The sequence below is a fragment of the Phaeobacter gallaeciensis DSM 26640 genome (assembly GCF_000511385.1).
Classification (GTDB): Bacteria; Pseudomonadota; Alphaproteobacteria; order Rhodobacterales; family Rhodobacteraceae; genus Phaeobacter; species Phaeobacter gallaeciensis.
Map to the genome: position 1 here is coordinate 39,914 of NC_023140.1, position 19,337 is coordinate 59,250.

General features: G+C 62.2%; 15 protein-coding genes. 2 read left to right on the forward strand and 13 right to left on the reverse strand.

All coding sequences use genetic code 11. The annotated features are described in order from the left end of the window. Positions 1–83 precede the first annotated feature (83 nt). From gcvP to lpdA, 6 genes are all read right to left on the reverse strand, one after another. Entirely contained in the window at positions 84–2,939 is a 2,856-nt protein-coding gene (gcvP, locus tag GAL_RS20790; RefSeq protein ID WP_024099565.1) for an aminomethyl-transferring glycine dehydrogenase, read from the reverse strand. A 100-nt stretch (positions 2,940–3,039) separates the two neighbouring features. Continuing rightward, complete coding sequence (gene gcvH, locus GAL_RS20795; protein WP_014889455.1) at positions 3,040–3,405, reverse strand: glycine cleavage system protein GcvH; 366 nt, start codon at positions 3,403–3,405, stop codon at positions 3,040–3,042. 18 nt (positions 3,406–3,423) lie between these two features. Next, positions 3,424–4,521: a glycine cleavage system aminomethyltransferase GcvT gene (gcvT, locus tag GAL_RS20800; protein ID WP_024099566.1), complete on the reverse strand. Its 1,098-nt coding sequence runs from the start codon at positions 4,519–4,521 to the stop codon at positions 3,424–3,426. Positions 4,522–4,599: 78 nt separating this feature from the next. Then, positions 4,600–5,976 (reverse strand): alanine/glycine:cation symporter family protein, encoded by a 1,377-nt coding sequence (locus tag GAL_RS20805; protein WP_024099567.1) that lies wholly within the window; start codon positions 5,974–5,976, stop codon positions 4,600–4,602. Between the two features lie 154 nt (positions 5,977–6,130). Further along, entirely contained in the window at positions 6,131–7,093 is a 963-nt protein-coding gene (gene lipA, locus GAL_RS20810) for a lipoyl synthase (protein WP_024099568.1), read from the reverse strand. Between the two features lie 37 nt (positions 7,094–7,130). Next, positions 7,131–8,513 carry a dihydrolipoyl dehydrogenase gene (lpdA, locus tag GAL_RS20815; RefSeq protein ID WP_024099569.1) on the reverse strand — a complete coding sequence of 461 codons (1,383 nt, stop codon included), beginning with the start codon at positions 8,511–8,513 and terminating at the stop codon, positions 7,131–7,133. 165 nt (positions 8,514–8,678) lie between these two features. Between lpdA and GAL_RS20820 the strand changes: the two genes are divergently transcribed. Next, entirely contained in the window at positions 8,679–9,290 is a 612-nt protein-coding gene (locus GAL_RS20820; protein ID WP_024099570.1) for a helix-turn-helix domain-containing protein, read from the forward strand. A gap of 99 nt (positions 9,291–9,389) precedes the next feature. Here the strand turns inward: GAL_RS20820 and GAL_RS20825 are convergent, their stop codons facing one another. Together GAL_RS20825 and GAL_RS20830 are read right to left on the reverse strand one after the other, a co-directional pair. Next, positions 9,390–11,840, reverse strand: coding sequence for a YbcC family protein (locus GAL_RS20825; protein ID WP_024099571.1), 2,451 nt, complete (start codon positions 11,838–11,840; stop codon positions 9,390–9,392). A gap of 18 nt (positions 11,841–11,858) precedes the next feature. Continuing rightward, a complete protein-coding gene (locus GAL_RS20830) occupies positions 11,859–13,409 on the reverse strand; it encodes a proton-conducting transporter transmembrane domain-containing protein (RefSeq protein ID WP_024099572.1) in 1,551 nt (516 codons plus the stop codon). Between the two features lie 118 nt (positions 13,410–13,527). Here GAL_RS20830 and GAL_RS20835 point away from each other — a divergent pair, with 118 nt between their 5' ends. After that, a complete protein-coding gene (locus GAL_RS20835) occupies positions 13,528–14,415 on the forward strand; it encodes a LysR family transcriptional regulator (RefSeq protein WP_024099573.1) in 888 nt (295 codons plus the stop codon). Positions 14,416–14,450: 35 nt separating this feature from the next. On the opposite strand, the gene GAL_RS20840 is transcribed toward GAL_RS20835, so the two are convergent. Genes GAL_RS20840 through GAL_RS20860 form a run of 5 tightly spaced genes read right to left on the reverse strand, consistent with a single transcriptional unit; the run spans position 14,451 to position 19,304 of the window. Continuing rightward, complete coding sequence (locus GAL_RS20840) at positions 14,451–15,584, reverse strand: Gfo/Idh/MocA family protein (protein WP_024099574.1); 1,134 nt, start codon at positions 15,582–15,584, stop codon at positions 14,451–14,453. Between the two features lie 9 nt (positions 15,585–15,593). Beyond that, the gene (locus GAL_RS20845; RefSeq protein ID WP_024099575.1) at positions 15,594–16,337 is read right to left on the reverse strand and encodes a sugar phosphate isomerase/epimerase family protein; all 744 of its coding nucleotides are present in this window, start codon (positions 16,335–16,337) and stop codon (positions 15,594–15,596) included. 20 nt (positions 16,338–16,357) lie between these two features. Beyond that, on the reverse strand, positions 16,358–17,443 hold the full coding sequence (locus GAL_RS20850) for an ABC transporter ATP-binding protein (protein WP_024099576.1): 1,086 nt from the start codon (positions 17,441–17,443) through the stop codon (positions 16,358–16,360). Between the two features lie 6 nt (positions 17,444–17,449). Further along, a complete protein-coding gene (locus tag GAL_RS20855; protein WP_024099577.1) occupies positions 17,450–18,379 on the reverse strand; it encodes a carbohydrate ABC transporter permease in 930 nt (309 codons plus the stop codon). Then, a complete protein-coding gene (locus GAL_RS20860) occupies positions 18,372–19,304 on the reverse strand; it encodes a carbohydrate ABC transporter permease (protein ID WP_024099578.1) in 933 nt (310 codons plus the stop codon). The genes GAL_RS20855 and GAL_RS20860 overlap by 8 nt, the downstream gene beginning before the upstream one ends. Positions 19,305–19,337: the final 33 nt, after the last annotated feature.

Consider the following 19,337-nt stretch of genomic DNA (forward strand, 5'->3'; position numbering starts at 1 on the left):
GCCTCTCGTACTGTACGTGGATTGGTCCGGACAGGAGGGCCGCCGGTCGAGACCGGCGACACCTCGGGTCTTGGGAGGGAGGCTTATTCAGCCGCCTCTGCATAGTCCTCCATCGGAGGGCAGGTGCAGATCAGGTTGCGGTCGCCATAGGCGTTGTCGACGCGGTTCACCGCCGGCCAGTATTTATCAACGCCGAGGTTGCCCGGAGGGAAGCAGGCCTGCTCGCGCGAGTAGGGACGATCCCACTCACCAACCAGATCGCGCACCGTGTGTGGGGCGTGCTTCAGCGGGTTGTTTTCAGCATCGATCTTACCGTCGATGATATCCTGCGCTTCCGACCGGATGGACAGCATGGCTTCGCAGAAGCGGTCCAGCTCATCCTTGGGTTCGGATTCCGTCGGCTCCACCATCAGCGTGCCAGCCACCGGCCAGGACATGGTCGGCGCGTGGAACCCGCTGTCGATCAGGCGCTTGGCCACATCGTCAACGGAGACGCCAGCCTCGTCATTCAGCGGACGGGTGTCCAGAATGCACTCATGCGCCACACGACCGGATTCGGAGGTGTAGAGGATCGGATAGGCATCCTGCAGACGCGCGGCGATGTAGTTGGCGTTGAGAATTGCCACCTTGGTCGCCTGGGTCAGGCCAGCGCCACCCATCAGCAGGATATACGCCCAGCTGACCGGCAGGATCGAAGGCGAGCCGAAGGGCGCCGCTGAGACCGGACCCACGGCGGTGCCGTATTCCGGGTGACCCGGCAGGTGCTCGGTCAGATGCGCCTTGACGCCGATCGGACCCATGCCGGGGCCACCACCGCCATGCGGAATGCAGAAGGTCTTGTGCAGGTTCAGGTGGCTGACGTCGCCGCCAATATCACCCGGACGGGACACACCCACCATCGCGTTCATATTGGCGCCATCGATATAGACCTGACCGCCGTGATCATGGGTGATCTGGCAGACCTCCTGAACGGTGGTCTCAAACACGCCATGGGTGGACGGGTAGGTGATCATGCAGGCCGCAAGGTGGTCAGAGTGTTTCTCTGCCTTCTCGCGGAAATCTGCGACGTCGATGTTGCCGTTGTCGTCCGCTTTGATCGGAACCACTTTCCAGCCTACCATTTGCGCGGACGCAGGGTTGGTGCCATGAGCCGAGGTTGGGATCAGGCAGACGTTGCGATGCGCTTGGCCACGCGATGCGTGGTAGTTGCGGATCGTCAGCAGGCCCGCATATTCGCCCTGCGCACCGGAGTTCGGCTGCTGGGAGATCGCATCATAGCCGGTGATCTGGCACAGCTTGTCGTTCAGATCGGCGATCATCTGGTGGTAGCCCTGCGCCTGATCTTCGGGAACGAAGGGGTGCAGGTTGCCAAATTCCGGCCAGGTGACCGGGATCATTTCGATGGTCGCGTTCAGCTTCATGGTGCAGGAGCCAAGCGGGATCATCGCACGGTCCAGCGCCAGGTCGCGGTCGGCTAGACGGCGCATGTAGCGGGTGATCTCTGCCTCGGCCCGGTTCTTGTGGAAGATCGGGTGAGTCAGATACTCGCTGTCGCGCAGCATGGCTTCGGGCAGACGGTACTGCTTGTTGGAGCTGTCGTCCTTGCGCTCGATGCCAAAGGCACCCCAGACGGCCTCGATGGTTTCGGGGCGGGTCTGTTCGTCGAGCGAGATGCCAACCTTGGTTTCGCCGACGCGGCGCAGGTTGATGCCCCGCTGGACGGCGGCTTCCATGACGGTTTTCTGCAGGTGGCCAACTTCGACGGTGATGGTGTCGAAGAAGACTTCCGGCTCAACCTTGAACCCGGCCTCTTCCAGACCAGCCGCCAGACGCGCGGTCTTGCGGTGGACGGACTGGGCAATCGCCTTGATGCCATCGGGACCGTGGTAGACGGCATACATCGACGCGATCACGGCCAGCAGCGCCTGTGCGGTACAGACGTTGGAGTTGGCTTTCTCGCGGCGGATGTGCTGTTCGCGGGTTTGCAGCGACAGGCGGTAGGCCTTGTTGCCGCGGGCATCGATGGACACGCCGATAATCCGGCCCGGCATCGAGCGTTTCAGCTTGTCCGAAGTCGCCATATAGGCAGCGTGCGGGCCGCCGTAGCCCATCGGAACGCCAAAACGCTGGGTCGAACCGATGGCGATGTCCGCGCCCATTTCACCGGGGGATTTCAGCAGCGCCAACGACAGGATGTCGGCGGCCACAACCGCGATGCCCTTGTGCTCGTGCAGGGCGGCAATCTGGTCGCTGAAGTCGGTGACGTGACCATGGGTGCCGGGATACTGGAAGATCGCGCCAAAGACGGCGCCCGCATCCAGTTCTGCCGGTTCGGCAACGACAACATCGATGCCCAGAGGCTCGGCGCGGGTCTTGATCACGGCGACGGTCTGCGGGTGGCAGTTCTTATCCACGAAGAAGGCCGCGTTATTCGCCTTGGAGCGCGAGCCGCGATGCGCCATCGCCATGGCTTCGGCGGCGGCAGTGGCTTCGTCGAGCAGCGAGGCATTGGCCACCGGCAGGCCGGTTAAATCGCTGACCATGGTCTGGAAGTTCAACAGCGCTTCAAGACGACCCTGCGAAATCTCGGGCTGATAGGGCGTGTAAGCCGTGTACCAGGCGGGGTTTTCCAGAATGTTGCGCAGGATCGGGGCGGGTGTGGTGGTGCCGTGGTAGCCCTGACCGATCAGGGAGGTCAGCACCTTGTTCTTGCCCGCGATCTCTTTCATGTGGAAGAGCGCATCGCGTTCGGTCATCGCCGGGCCCCAGTCCAGCGCCTCTTTCTGGCGGATGGCGGACGGCACGGTGGCGTCGATCAGCTCATCGAGGGTGTTGAAGCCGATCACCTTCAGCATATCAGCCATCTCACGCGGGCTGGGCCCGATGTGGCGGCGATTGGCAAAGTCGTAGGCTTCGTAATCAGTCAGTTTGAAGGCCATGGGAATGTCCTAATTCGTGGTGGTCCCGCCGGACCATACCGGCGGGTAATCAAGGGAGGGGTCGGGCCAGCACGACAGCCGGCCCGGCCCATCAGCAGGATCAGCCGATCAGGGCCTTGTAGCCGTCCAGATCCATCAGATCTTCCAGCTGGGCGCTGTCGGAGAGCTTGATTTTGTAGATCCAGGCCGCGCCTTCCGGGTCTTCGTTCAGGGCGCTGGGGTTGTCGGCCAGATCTTCGTTCACGGCGGTGATTTCACCATCCAGAGGCGCGTAGATTTCCGACGCCGCTTTCACCGATTCAATGACGCCGATCTCGCCGCCTTTTTCGAACTCTTCGCCGGTGTCCTGCTGCTCGACAAAGACAACTTCGCCCAGCTGGTCAGCCGCGTGTTTGGTGATGCCGAGCGTGGCGGTGTCGCCCTCGACGGTGATCCATTCGTGATCTTCGGAATAATAGGTGGTCATCTCGGGTACTCCTGGAGCTTAGCGTTTGTAATTCTGGGTGACGAAGGGCAGGGCGACGATTTCTGCGTCATGGGCCTTGCCCCGAATGATCAGCTTGACTTGTTCGCCGGCTTTGCCGTGCGGGGCCGCAACATAGCCCATGGCAACCGGGCCGCCGACGGTGGGGCCAAAGCAGCCGGAGGTGATCTCACCGATGGTGTTGCCTTCGGCGCATTGGATCTCGACGTGCTGACGGGCAGGGGCGCGACCGGAGGGTTTGATCCCGACCAGTTTCTTGGCAGCGCCGTCGGCCAGCTCTTTCTGGATGCGGTCGGCACCGGGGAAGCCGCCTTCTTCCTTGCGGCGTTTCTGGATCGCCCAGGCCAGCGACGCCTCAATCGGGGAGGTCGACTGGTCGATGTCGTTGCCATAGAGGCAAAGACCGGCTTCCAGACGCAGGCTGTCACGCGCGCCTAGACCAGCCGGCTCACAATCCTCATGGGCCAGGAACAGTTTGGTGATGCGTTCGGCGTCTGCATCGGGAATGGAAATCTCATAGCCATCTTCGCCGGTGTAGCCGAGGCGTGACAGGCGGCATTCCACACCGTCGATATCAGCGACGATGGTTTCCATGAACTTCATCTCACGGGCAGCAGGGCAAAGATCGCCTACGACGTTTTCGGCGGCGGGACCCTGAACAGCGACCAGTGCCCGGTCGAAGATCTCAGTTACTTCGACGCCGTCGAGATGCGCCTTCATATGGGGAATGTCCTGATGACGCAGGGCTGCGTTCACCACGACGAAATAATGGTCGCCAGCGTTGGAGACGATGAGGTCATCCATGATGCCGCCGTCTTCATTGGTGAAGAAACCATAGCGCGCCTTGCCTTCCTTGAGGGTGGCATAGGCCTGCGGGCAGATCGCTTCCAGTTTCTCGCCGACGTTGTCGCCGCGCAGGATCACCTGACCCATGTGGCTGACATCGAACAGCGCAGCTTTCTCGCGGCACTGCTTGTGCTCTCCCATGATGCCCATGGGGTATTGGACCGGCATTTCCCAGCCGGCAAAGTCGACCATCTTGCCGCCGAGGGCGACATGCAGGTCATAGAGCGGAGTACGTTTCGGCGCGTCGGTCATAGCGTCTTGCCCTTGAATTGGAATTTGAAAGGAACCGGGGCGCGACGCCTGCCGCGCCCCGATGTAGGTTGATTTTGGTTATTCTGCCGCGCCTTTGCTCGGCTCTTCGGTCTGCCCGTTGGAGGCAAAGAACTCCTTGGTCACCTTGAAGACAACCGGGCTCAGCAGGGCGAGGGCGATCAGGTTCGGGATCGCCATCATGGCGTTCAGCGTGTCTGCCAGCAGCCAGATGAAGCCCAGATCAGCGGTGGCCCCAAAGTAGATCGCGACGATCCACAGCACACGGTAGCCGATCAGCACCTTGGCGCCCAGCAGGTAGCCGACGCATTTCTCGCCATAGTAGGACCAGCCGAGAATGGTGGTAAAGGCAAAGATCGACAGCGCGATGGCAATCACATAGCCACCAAAGCCGGGCAGGGAGGTTTCAAACGCCAGCGACGTCAGCGCAGCGCCACTTTCGCCCGAGGTCCAGGCGCCGGAGGCGATGATCGCCAGACCGGTGATGGAGCAGACGATGATGGTGTCGATGAACGTGCCCAGCATCGCGATCAGACCCTGGTTTACCGGACCTTTGGTCTCAGCTGCGGCATGCGCAATCGGAGCGGAGCCCAGACCGGCTTCGTTCGAGAACACGCCACGCGCCACACCAAAGCGGATCGCGGCCCAGACCGCAGCCCCGGCAAAGCCACCTTCAGCAGCGGAAGGGGTGAAGGCATAGGTGAAAACCAGACCCAAGGCGTTGCCCAGTTGGTCGGCGTTGATGATCAGCACCAACAGACCGATGGTGATGTAGCTCACGGCCATGAACGGCACCAGCTTACCGGCCACAGCCCCAATGCGGGTGATACCGCCGAGGATCACGGCACCGGTCAGCGCCATCAGCACGATACCGGTGATGGACGGGTTGAAGCCAAAGTTGGTTTCCAGCACCTGCGCCACACCATTGGCCTGCACACCGTTGCCGATGCCAAAGGCCGCAATTGCGCCGAACAGAGCAAAGGCAAAGCCCAGCCAGGCCCATTTCTGGCCAAGACCATTTTTGATGTAATACATCGGGCCACCGACGTAGTTGCCCTGACCGTCCTGCTCACGGTATTTCACCGCCAGCACGGCTTCAGAATATTTGGTGGCCATACCCACAAGTGCGGTCATCCACATCCAGAACAGCGCGCCGGGACCGCCGAGGAACACGGCGGTTGCAACGCCGGCGATGTTGCCGGTGCCGATGGTGGCGGACAGCGCGGTCATCAGCGCGTTAAACGGTGAGATCTGGCCTTCGCCATCGCCCGCCTCGCGGCCTTTGAACAGCAGCGCAAAGCCGGTGCCGATGCGCAGGATGGGCATCAGCTTCAGCCCGACCTGCAAAAACAGGCCAACGCCAAGAATGAGGACCAACATCAGCGGGCCCCAGACGATCCCGTTGATATAGCCCACAATTGAATTCAGAACTTCCATATTTTTCCTCCCTTTAGGTGGTATTCTCTGGCCTTAGATTGCCTGTCCCGGCCTTTGCTGCGGTTCGCGACCGATGACAAGTCGTTTTCTGGGTTCCGCCCCTCCTGCCGCGACCGACCAGCCGCGGGGCAGACCCCAATCCGGGGGTGACGGGTTACTGTTCACCCCCGACATTGACGCTGGCGAGCTGCCTGTTCCGGGCCTCTTTCAGCGCTGCAAAATCCTCATCCGCGTGGAAGGATGAGCGGGTCAGAGGTGTCGCCGAGACACCCAGGAACCCTTTGCTGCGGGCCATCCGCTCAATCTGCTCGAACTCCTCAGGGGTGACGAAGCGATCAATCGGATGATGTTTCGGGGTGGGCTGCAAATATTGGCCCACGGTCAGGAAATCGACATCTGCGGCGCGCAGATCGTCCATCACCTGACGCAGATCTTCCAAAGTTTCGCCCATGCCAACCATCAGGCCGGATTTGGTGAACACCTGCGGATTGGCGCGTTTGGCGTCATCCAGCAGGCGCAGCGAGCTGTAATAGCGCGCGCCGGGGCGGACACGGGGGTAGAGGTGCGGCACGGTTTCCAGATTGTGGTTGAACACATCCGGCGCGGCCTCAAACACGATCTCTGCGGCGTTGCCTTTGCCGAGGAAATCCGGGGTCAGCACCTCAATCGTGGTGTCGGGGGTCTGGTGTCGCACGGCGCGGATGGTCTGGGCAATATGCTCGGCGCCGCCGTCCTCAAGATCGTCGCGGTCAACGCTGGTGATCACCACATGACGCAGCGCCAGTTTCTTCACTGCCAAGGCCACGCGGCCCGGCTCAAAGGCGTCCAGCGCATCGGGGCGGCCGGTGGAGACGTTGCAGAAGGAACAGCCACGGGTGCAGACCTCGCCCATGATCATCATGGTGGCGTGGCGTTTGGACCAGCATTCACCGATGTTGGGGCAGGCGGCCTCTTCACAGACGGTGGTCAGATTGTGGTCCCGCATCAGACGACGGGTTTCGAAATATTCCGCGCTCTCGATTTTCTTGCGGCGGATCCACTTCGGCTTGCGCGGGATCTCGCTATCGGCCTTTTTCGACTTTTCCGGGTGGCGGAGCCGCGGCATCGGGACGTTCATCTGGGGTACCTCCTCAGGGCGAGAGATCAGGCTGCGATCAGGCGTGGATGGCCCGGCCCATGGCATCAAGGCAGGCTTCCTTCACCGCTTCGGCCATCGCCGGATGCGCGTGGCAGGTGGCCGCCACCTCACCAACGGTGGCGCCTTTGGTCATGGCCAGCACCAGTTCGGCGATCAGATCACCGCCATGTGCGCCGCAGATATGGGCGCCCAGGATCTGGCCTTCGGGCGTTGCCAGCACTTTGACCGCGCCGTCGGTTTCGCCCTGCGCACGGGCACGGGAATTGGCCATGAAGGTGAATTTGCCGACAATGTAATCCGTGCCCGCCTCTTTCAGCGCCTCTTCGGTCTTGCCCACCGATGCCACTTCGGGGTCCGTATAGACGATGCCGGGGACCGTGTTGTAATCCACATGCCCCGCCTGACCGGCGAGCATCTCGACACAGGCCACGCCGTCCTCCTCAGCCTTATGCGCCAGCATCGGGCCAGGCACACAATCACCAATCGCATAAATGCCTTCGACAGATGTGGAGAAGCGTTCGTCCACCTCGACAAAGCCGCGCGCATTGACGGAAACACCCAGCGCTTCCAGCCCCAGACCCCGGATCACCGGGCGACGGCCGATGGCGATCAGCACCTTGTCTGCGACCAGCTGCTCTTCTTTGTCTTTGCCGACGCGGTCCAGCGTCAGGGTCAGTCCCTCCTCACCCCGGTCGATGAATTTCAGCGCGCGGCCCAGCTGGAACTTCAGCCCCCGTTTGGACAGGGCGCGCTGTGCCAGTTTGGCGATTTCGCCGTCGATGCCCGGCAGGATCCGGTCGAGATATTCGACCACGGTGACCTTTGCACCAAGACGCGACCAGACCTGACCCAGCTCCAGCCCGATGACACCGGCACCGACCACCACCAGATGCTTGGGCACCTCTGGCAGGGTCAGCGCGCCGGTGCTGGACACCACGTCGCCCTCGTCGATATCGACGCCCGGCAGCGGGGTGGGTTCGGAGCCGGAGGCGATCAGGATGTTCTTGGTCTCGTGGATCTCGTCGCCAACCTTCACCTTGCCGACAGCGGGAATGCTGGCCCAGCCTTCGATCAGATCAACGCCGTTCTTCTTGAACAGGAAGGCAATGCCTTTGGTAAGATCGCCGACAATCTTGTCCTTGCGCGCCATCATCGCGTCCAGATCCAGCCGGGCGCCATCAATAGCAATCCCGTGACCGGCCAAATGCGACAGGCTTTCATATTTACCGGAGGAGGAGAGCATCGCCTTGGAGGGGATACAGCCGACATTAAGACAGGTACCGCCCAGGGTTCCGCGCCCTTCGATACAGGCCACCTTGAGACCCAGCTGAGCCGCGCGAATGGCTGCAACATAGCCGCCCGGGCCACCACCAATAACGATCAGGTCATATAGGCTCATAATCTGCCCTCCAGTTTGTCTGTCAGGGAACATATGTCCCTAACTCTCCCGTGAATTTCCTTTAAGAAACTTTTCCACCATAAGCAACTATTGGTTTCACATAGAAACTTTGACCTAAGTTTGAGAGGGGGTTAAACATTGGGAAACTCAGGAGATTGCACGCCAATGGAACCTATCAATCCGGAAGACGGTGCCCCCGTGGCAGAGGTTGCCGAGGCCCCGGACGGCGATGCGCTGGGGAAAATGATTCGAGATTCGAGGAAGGAAAAGGGCCTGACGCTGGAGGAGGCGGCCAAGGCTGCCAATATCGGGCGCTCCACCCTGTCGAAGATCGAGAACAACCAGACCCGCCCCAGTTTCGAGATCATTCGCCGCCTGATGCAGACGCTGGATCTGCAAACCCCGCAACTCTTCGTGCAATCCGCCAAGAGCGATATTTCCGGTCGGCGCGACTACACCCGCAAGGGCGAGGGCGAGCATCAGGAAACCGAGACCTACGACCATGAGCTGCTCTGCACCGAGCTGACCAGCAAACGGATGCTGCCTTATTTCAGCCGGATCAAGGCGCGGGATGTGTCGGAGTTTGAAACCTGGATCCGCCACAGTGGTGAGGAATTCATGTTGGTGATCAGCGGGGAACTAGTCCTTTATACAGAACATTACCGCCCACTGCCGATGAAGGCCGGCGATACGGTCTATTATGATAGCGGTATGGGCCACTGCTGCGTCTCAACCAGCGAGGAGGACGCGCATGTCCTCTGGGTCTCGCTGGACTGATCCCGGTCTGTCGGCACCAGATTACCTGCAACAAAAAACGCCGCCCGCGCTGTCGCTGGGACGGCGCCTTGGTTCAGGCTTTGGATTCAGGCGGTTCAGTTACTCGGCAGCGATGCCAAGCGAGGCTGCGGCACCTTCGCCCGCGTCGAACCGTGACCAGCTGAGGCCCCCATCGTAGCGCCAGGCCAGCTGCCCGTGCTCATCCATCGCAATCAAATGCAGCCAGCCATTGTCGAACAGGTCACGCACCTGCGAGTGACGCTCCAGAATCTGGGTCATGGCCTCACGTGGGGCTTCGATCACCACGGTCAGGCGCAGCGGGTCATGTTGCAGCGCCTCGCCATCATGCACCGACTGCCAAGGCAGGCCGGGTTTCAGCGCGCCGCCGTTGCCCTCCAGCACGCCGATGCCGCCAGCCACATTGTGCAACAGCTTGTTGCCGCCGCCGAACAGGGCCGGGGCAACGCTGGAGCCATAATATTGCAGGCTGATCCAGCTGGCGACCACCACCGGCGCGGTCATGATTAGCTCCAGCACGCCGAACCCCTCATCCGCGCGCCAGTCATAGCTGTGCAGAAAGGACTGCCCGTCCAGCGCCGTGCCCTCGGTCCGGCTGCGTGGCGCCGCGACAAAGGCCCGGCACCCCGCCAGCCCCCATTCGGGGCGTAGCTCAGCCCAGTCTGACGACCGGCGCAAAATATCGCCGCCCGCCTTGGCGCGGGGCAGCCGGGCGGCGCGCTCACTGCGCGCCAGTGCCCCCGCAGCCTTAACCCAGCGGCGCAGGCGCGCCAGATCGCGGGCAAGCCGGGTCTCACATCCGGTCGGCAGATCCTGCTCATAGAGCGTCACCTGATCGGTGGTGGTATGATGCAACGCCGCCAGAAAAACCGTGTCCTGCGGGATCACGATCCCCACCGCAGTCAGGCCCGCGCGCACCCCGGTGTCATTCAGCAGCTGGGCCAGAAGCCGCGCGTTCACATCCCCCGCATGACCGCCACAGGCGCCGCAGTGCAGGGCACTGGCGTGGGGGTTGTTGGTCACATCCGCGCCATGGCCTGCCAACAGGACCACCGGGGCAAAATTATCGGTCAGTGACATCGCCGACAGGATGGTTTTTGCCATCGCGATGCGGCTATCCAGATCCACCGATGGGTCCAGTTGCGGCACCGGATCGGTGGTTGCGTGACCGCTGATACCAAAGGCGTCGCGCAGCAGCTTGCCCGCATAGACCGGACCCGTCGCCTCAACAAAGGCAAAGGACGAGACTGCCGCCAGTTTGAACCGCCCCCAGGCCCGTCTGGCCCGCGCCGCATAGCGCCGCGCCAGATCAAGCCTGCCGGGTTCCGCAGCATTGGAACAGACACCCGCTGTCAGCAGCACTGGCCCCCGGCCTTCGATGACATCGGATCCGGCTGCGTTATGCGCTGTCGCAAGTCCGAAGAACCCGGCAAACCCGATCGTCTCCACACCGCTGTCCTGCGCCTCCAGCGCGCGGCGAAACACCTCTGAGCGGACATCAATACAGAACGCTGCCTGCACCGCCGGACGCGCAGCCGTACCCTCGGCGCCATCCTCAGTCACCTGACGCGGGACGGCCGCAAGCGTGGTGGCCAGATGCCGCTGGGCGGCCCGTTCTCCGGCCTCCTGCAGGATCGCGTCGATGATGTGATCGCGGCTTGGCGTTACCGGGGCTTCATGCTGGGCGATCACAGCCTGCCAGCGTGTCTCAATCGCGTCGCGGTACTGATGAAACAGCGCCTCGTCAAACACCATCCGGATCGCCAGCAGCTCCACCGTGGTGGTGTCGCTGCTGCCCTCCAGCTCTGCCTGCCACGACAGATAACGGCCATATTGTGCCCAGCCCTGAAGGGTAACCAGCCAGCGATGAAACCCGGTGCCCGCCGCCTCTGAGGTCAGGCCAAGCGTTTCCGAGGCCCGCCCAATCGCGCGCCAATGGGACCGGTTGGTGGCGCTGACAAAACTGCCAAAGCCGCGCAGCCCGTGGACTTCCGGCGTCAGGTCGCGGGTGGCGAACTGGCGCCACGCAGCATAGGTACCCCCGGTGCGGTCGGGCTGCCACAGCGCCTGACCCTGATCAAAATGGCTGGTGGCGAAGGCACCGATCCGATCTTCGATAAGGCCGGGCCAGTCGAGCCCGGAGACATCGGCCGCCAGGTCCGCCACCGTGGGCAGGACCACCGGGTCGCCCGCAGCCTCCGCCGGGGCGAGTGCCGCATGAAGATCCGCCAGCGTCACCCCGCTGAATTGAGCGTCGGTCCGCGCCAGCGCGGCGCGCAGATCGCTGTCGGTGAGTTCCCCCGCGGCCTGTTTTGCCGCCCAGTGGCTGCGCTGCGGGGTCACCCGGGTGCCCGCGACCCGCGCCAACCGCGCCGAAGTCACCGCCAGTGGTTCCTCGCTCTGGCCAAGGAATGGGTTCACCGCAACGCTGGCAGTCAGCGGAAACAGCGGCGGGATTGCGCGGGAGGCCTGATTGGCGCAGGTGACCAGCTCCAACAGGGCCGCAGGATAGGTTTCGTGCTTCATCAACATCGCTTCAATCTCCCGGTTTCAGAGCTGTGTCCGCTTTGACCAGCCACCCAGCAGCCGGTCAAAAATCGCGTTTGCATAAAGCCCGTTGGACAGGTGAACCCGCAGCCCCGCGGCCGCCGGGTGCATCGCCCAGAGCGGGAAAGTCGCCTGCGCCACGGCCACCGCGCCAAAGCTGACCAGCGCCAGCAGGATCAATGCCCATTCCAGCGGGCCAGGGGCCGGGGTGGCGGGCAGGGTGCCTGCGGTCAGCTTCAGCGCCGCCAGTTGCAGCAGGAAGTAACTGACCGAGGTCGCAGTGGCATAGATCACCGTGCGCCGGGTCAGCGCGCCGGGGGCGGCATCGGCCAGCCCCTGTGCCAGAATATAGGCCACACCAAAAATCAGGATCACCCCCAGCGCAATTGCCTGCACCGATTTGCCATCAAAGCCGAAGATGGCGCCAACCAGTGCATAGATCACAATACCAATGCCAAAGGCTTGCATCACATTGCGCCCGCTCGGCACCGCGACGGGGCCGGGGCGCCGGATCGCGGCGACATTGGCCACCGCCTCACCGGCGCTGAGAAACGCATGCGCCTTATAGAGCGAATGCGCCACGATATGCAGCAGCGCCAGCGGGAACAGCGCCAGACCACATTGCATGATCATGAATGCCATCTGCGCGATGGTAGACCAGGCCAGCGAGGTCTTGACCGCCGACTGAGTCAGCATCACCAGCCCGCCAAACAGCGCCGTAAATCCGCCCAGCATCACCAGCAGCGCCATCACCGCAGGGGCCGCCAGCATCACATCGGCAAAGCGGATCAGCAGGAAGCCCCCGGCGTTGATCACCCCGGCATGCAGCAATGCAGACACCGGCGTCGGGGCCTCCATCACCTCGGTCAGCCAGCCATGGGTAGGAAACTGCGCCGAGGCGAGTACCGCCGCGAGCGCGATCAGCACGGCGGCCGTGATTGTCAGCAGATCTGGCGCAGCGGTGGCCAGAATGGTGGCAATATCGCTGGTGCCATAACTCATGATCAGCAAGAGCGCGGCGATGGCCAGAGACACTTCGCTGGCCCGCGCCACCAAAGCCTTCTTGCGGGCGGCGCGGCGCGCTGTGGTCCGGTCGCGGTAAAATAACAGCAGCTGATGCAGACACAGGCTGGTGGCAGTCCAGGCCAGCACCAGCTGCACCAGATTACCCGACATCACCAGAAGCAGAACCGCCGCCAAAGTGGCCGCCATCCAACCGGTAAAGGCACCCTGCCGCGCCTCGCCATCCATATAGGTGGCGCTGTAACGCAGCACGATCCAGCCAATGAAACTGACCAGGCAGAGCATCACGACGCTGACCACATCCAGCCGCACCGACAGCCCGACCCCCAAAAGACCCAGCAGCGGCGAGCTGCCCGGACCCTCCATCATCAGCAAACCCGCCGACATCACCGAGACAACAAAGGCACCAAGCCCCGCATATTCCGCCAGACGCGGCAATGCAGCAGGGCGCAGACCGGGGCTGCGGCGGGCACGGACCGCCACCGCCAGCAGCAGGGCCGGGGCCAGAAGCGGCAGAAACAGATACAGCATAAGAGGCTCTCCCAATCACAATGCAGCACGCGACGCTGCGTCAGCGAGAGAGCTATCGCGGTATGGGTATTAATAAAAATTCATTGTTATGCTGAATTCGTTCTATTAAAACGAATGAGTGCCCCTGAACTATCATCACTTGCGCTATTTCTGGGCGGTGGCCCATGACGGCAATCTGACCCGCACCGCACAGCGGCTGAACCTGTCGCAATCAGCCCTGTCTGTGCAGATCAAACAGCTGGAGGAGCGGCTGGGGCACCCCCTGTTTGACCGGCGCGGGCGGCAATTGCATCTGACCGAAGCCGGGCGGATCGCGCTGGATCATGCGGATGCGATTTTTGCCACCGGGCAGGAGCTGATCGCCACGCTTGAAGACACGGGCCGCAGCCGTCAGGCGCTGCGCGTTGGTGCGCTGGCGACCCTGTCCCGGAACTTTCAGATCGGATTCCTGCGCCCGATGCTGGCGCGCAGCGATGTTGAGGTGATCCTCAGATCCGGCAGCCCGACCGAACTGCTGGAAGGGCTGGCGACGCTGAACCTTGATCTGGTTCTAATGAACCGAGAGCCGCCCAATGACAGCCTGACGCCTTATGAAACCCATCAAATCGCGGATCAGGCGGTCAGCATCGTCGGCACCCCGGACCGGCTGAACCCGCGCCTGCCCATCCGGGAACTGCTGACCACCCAGCCCTTTGTGCTCCCGACCACCGACACTACGGTGCGGACCGCCTTTGATGCCATGGCCAGTCGCCTGTCCGTGGTGCCGCAGGTCGCGGCGGAAGTCGACGACATGGCGATGATGCGTCTCTTGGCCCGCGAAGACATCGGCCTGGCGCTGGTGGCCCCGATCGTGGTGCAGGATGAACTGTCCTCCGGGCGGTTGCTGGAAGCAGAAGAGCACCCCCGCATCCGCGAAACCTTCTATGCCATCACCCTGAGACGCCGCTTCCCGAACCCGCTGGTTCAGGAGTTGCTGGCCGTCGGCACCTCCGTTCTGGATGAATGAGGCCGCTGACCTGACCAGCAAGATTCCGGCCACCTTCAGCGCATCAGCGCGCGGGCCTCTTGCGGGGGGAGCGGGGCCGGGCGAGGACAGCTGGTGGTGGTCGCGACCCAGGCACGGGTCTCGCCGGCCTTCAGAATGGCCATCATCACATCAACCGTATGGGCTGCCAGCTCAATGTCGCAACGATGGGGCCGGTTCTGGGTGACGGCGGCAACCATATCCGCAAGACCGGCAGCGCGGTAATTGGCCTGACGGCGCCCGTCGGGGCGCGTTTCATTCGGCTGGGCAAAGGGGTGATCACCGGGCGCCAGGGGGGTCAGACCACCATCCCCTTCGCTCATCCTGACCACGCCGCCGAAATAATTGGGGTCGGGCAGCTGCAGCGTGCCCTTGGTCCCATAAAGCTCCAAATTGGGATGGCTGCTGGTCCAGACATCCCAGCTGGCCCCCAAGGTGATGATCGCGCCGGTGTCGAATTCCAGCAGCGCATGGATATTGGTGACGGTGTCGACCGGGATCTCCTCGCCGTGGCGCGGCCCATTGCCGATGGTGCGGGTGGGGAAACTGGCCGCCGTCATCGCCGCCACCGATCGCACCGGGCCAAGAAACTGAATGAGATTGGCGATATAATAAGGTCCGAGATCCAGAACCGGCCCGCCTCCCGGCTGAAAGAAGAAGTCCGGGTTCGGATGCCAGTGCTCCATCCCGCGCGACATCACATGACAGGTGCCGCCAATCACGCGGCCAACCCGTCCCTCATCAATCATGGCGCGGGCCAGTTGATGGGAACCGCCCAGAAATGTATCAGGCGCAGATCCCACACGCAGGCCACGCTGATTAGCCAGATCCCGCAGGGCAATGGCCTGATCCAGCGTCAGCGCCAGCGGTTTTTCCGAATAGGCGTGTTTGCCTGCCTCCAGAATGCGCCGGGTCAGCGGATAATGCGCCTCCGGGATGGTGAGATTCACCACCACGTCGATATCTTCAGCCGCCAGGAGACCCTCCACGGTTTCGGCGCGCAGCCCGTGTTCCGCCGCCCGCGCCTGTGCCGCCTCGGGGTTGATATCTGCCACCGCACAAAGAGTCATCCCGCTGAAAAGAGGGATCATTTTCAGATAGGTGAGAGAGATATTTCCGCATCCGATGATGCCAATGCCCAGCTCGTTCATGGTGACCTCTCAGAATGCCTGTACCGTCGCCAGCGACCGACGGGCGCAGCGGCGATGATCACTGGGGTTGTCATGTTCGATCACGTAACGATCCACGCCAGCCTTTTGCAGGGCGGCGTGAACTGGGGCCCAGGTGACCGTGCCATGGCCGACATCGGCCCAGCCATCCTCATCCGCGCAGGCACCGGCCGGCGCGACGTCTTTGATATGGGCAGCGTGGATCTGACCTGCGAAACGCTCCACCATGGCAACCGGGTTGTGACCCGCGCGGGCCGTCCAGCCCAGATCCAGTTCCAGTTTCAACTCGGGCGAGGCCCCGGCGATGAGATCCAGCGGCATCACCCCAGCGCCCAGATCCACCAACTCAAAATCATGGTTGTGCCAGCCAAAGACGAATCCGGCCTCCTGCACCGGTCGCCCGGCGGCCACCAGACGGGCGGCAAACGCCTCCCAGCCAGCGCGATCCGCAGGCCGGTCTGGAGCCTGCAGCATTGGTGCAAAAATCGCCTCGGCGCCCACTACGCGCCCAATTGCGATGGCAGTTTGCGGATCGCGCTCCAGATCGTCCAGCCCGTAATGCAGCGTCGGCATACTCAGCCCCGCCGCGCGCAGATCCTCGGCCAACGTCGGCACCTGCGCAAACAGCGCGCCATAGCCCTCAACATCTGTGTAGCCAGCCTCTGTCAGCATGGTGAGTGTGTCAGCCAGCGGCCAGTTGCGCGAGCCATAGAGTTGGTAGGAAATAGCAGTCATAGTAAGTCCTTCCGGCGCCGTCACAGGCGCGCTTCGGTGTTGGGGTCAAAGAGTGAGGCGCGGCCCGTGTCAAAGCCGATGCGCAGCCGGTCGCCTGCCGACACCCGGCTGGCCCCATCCATGCGCAGGCGGAAATTCTGCGTGCCATGGGTCGCATAGACCAACGTGTCCGACCCCAGCCCCTCGACCAGATCCACCAGCACCTCGGCGGTGGTATCCGCGCGGGTGATCTGCTCTCCGGTCAGGATATGCTCCGGGCGGATGCCGATTACAGCGGCGCCATGATGCGGCCCGTTCTGGTAGGCGTACCCCTGCATTGGCAGGGCGAGATCGCCGGCATGGAACACGCCGTCAATCAGCACCCCCTCGATCAGGTTCATGGCCGGGCTGCCGATGAAACCCGCGACATAGAGGTTCTGGGGCTGGTTATAAATCTCATCCGGGCTGCTCAGCTGCATGATCCGCCCGCCCTTCATGATGGCGATACGGTCCGCCAGTGTCATCGCCTCGACCTGATCATGGGTCACATAGATCATGGTGTTGGCCAGCTGCTGATGCAGCCGCTTCAGCTCCACCCGCAGATCGGCGCGCAGCTTGGCATCCAGATTGGACAGCGGTTCATCGAACAGGAACACATCCACATCGCGCACCAGCGCCCGCCCGATGGCGACGCGCTGACGTTGCCCGCCCGACAAGGCGGCGGGTTTGCGTTTCAGCAGCGGTTCGATCTGCAACACCTCGGCGGCGCGGGCCACGCGTTTGGCGATCTCCGACTTCGGAAGGCGGGCGTTTTTCAGGCCAAAGGAGAGGTTCCCCTCCACCGTCATCTGCGGGTAAAGCGCATAGGACTGGAACACCATGCCGATGCCGCGCTCCGACGGTTCCGCCCAGGTGACATTCTGGCCTTGAATGAAGATCTGCCCGTCGCTGATATCCAGCAGGCCCGCAATACAGTTCAGCAAAGTGGACTTGCCGCAGCCGGATGAGCCGAGCAGCACCAGAAATTCGCCCTGTTCGATATCAAGGTTCAGCTGATGCAGCACCTGCAGCTCGCCGAAATGGAGGTCCAGGTCGCGGATCTCAACGGAGTGGGTCATAAGTGTCATGAGAGATCAGCCTTTCACAGCGCCAGCAGCGATGCCGCGCACAAACAGTTTGCCAGAGACGAGGTAGATCACCAGCGGCACCAACCCGGTAAGAAGGGTTGCGGCCATGTTGACGTTATATTCCTTCACCCCCTGGACGGAGTTGACGATATTGTTGAGCTGCACTGTCATCGGGTAGGTTTCCGGCTTGGTATAAATCACGCCAAACAGGAAATCGTTCCAGATCCCAGTGACTTGCAGGATCATGGCCACGACGAAGATCGGGATCGACATTGGCACCATGACGCGCAGGTAGATGCCCCAGAACCCGGCGCCATCCACCCGCGCCGCCTTGAAAAGCTCCTCCGGCAGGGAGGCAAAGTAGTTGCGGAACAACAGCGTCAGGATCGGCATGCCAAAGATCGAATGCACCAGCACCAGCCCCCACAGCGATCCCATCAGCTTCAGCTCGCGCAGGATGATCACAATTGGATAGAGCATGGTCTGATAAGGGATGAAGGCGCCGATGATCAGGATGGTGAAAAACGTCTCCGACCCTTTGAACCGCCAGTTTGCAAGCGCGTACCCATTGACGCTGGCGATGGCGATGGACAGCGCGACCGACGGCACCAGGATCTTGATCGAATTGCCAAATCCCCGGCTCAGCCCATCGCAATTGATGCCGGTGCAGGCCTCCGACCAGGCCTTGACCCAGGGCTGAAACGTGATCTCGACCGGCGGCGAGAAGATATTGCCGAGCCGGATTTCCGGCATCCCCTTGAGCGAGGTCACAACCATCACGTAGAGCGGCAGCAGATAGTAGAGCGCGATCAGCAGCAGCGTTCCATAAAGCATGACATTTCGCCGCGAAACCTTCGCCTTTGGCTTGGCACCGCGCGGGCCGTCCAGAATACGGACCGGGGTGGCTTTCGGGGTTTGTGGGGACAGATCAACCACGTTTTTTCCCTCCGAATTCCAGATAGGCCCAGGGCACAAGGATGATGATCACCGACAGCAGCATCATGGTGGAGGCGGCAAAGCCCTGACCCAGATTCTGGGCCTCAAACATGTAGTTGATCACGTATTTCGCGGGCACCTCGGATGAGATGCCGGGACCGCCATTGGTCTGGGCCACCACCAGATCGTAGAGCTTGATAATGCCGCTGGCGATGATCACCAGCGCGGTGACAAACACCGGGCGCATCATCGGGATGATCACCCGAACATAGGTCTTCGTCACGCCGATCCCGTCCACACGGGCGGCTTTCCAGATGTCCTCATCAATGCCGCGCAGCCCCGCCAGCATGATCACCATGACAAAGCCGCTGCCTTGCCACAGCCCGGCGATCAGCACGCCGAAAATCACCGTTTCCGGGTTGTTCAGCGGATCAAAGGCAAAGCTTTCCCAGCCCCAGCTGCGCACCACATTCTGGATGCCGAAATCCGGGTTCAGGATCCATTGCCAGGCCAATCCGGTCACCACAAAAGACAGCGCAAACGGATAGAGAAAGATGGTGCGAAACGCGCCCTCAAAGCGGATCTTGCGGTCCAGCAGCGCCGCCAGGGTGAAACCGATCGCCATGGTCAGCACCAGCGAGCAGAGGCCATAGATCAACAGGTTTTCGACCGAGATCAGCCAGCGATTGCTGGACCAGAGCCGCTCATATTGATCAAAACCGACGAATTTCCACTTCGGCAGCAGCCGCGATTTGGTGAAGGAATGCGCAACCGTCCAGGCGGTGCCGCCCATGAACACCACCAGCGCGGTGAGGATCATCGGCACGGAGGCGATTGTTGCGTTGAGATTGCGCAGCACGCGGGGCGGGCGTGGCCGGGCCGCGGGGCTGCGCCCGCTGCGGCCGGTTGGAGGGGCTAGTGTCATGATATGTCTCGTTCTGGATCAGCGCGCCGATCA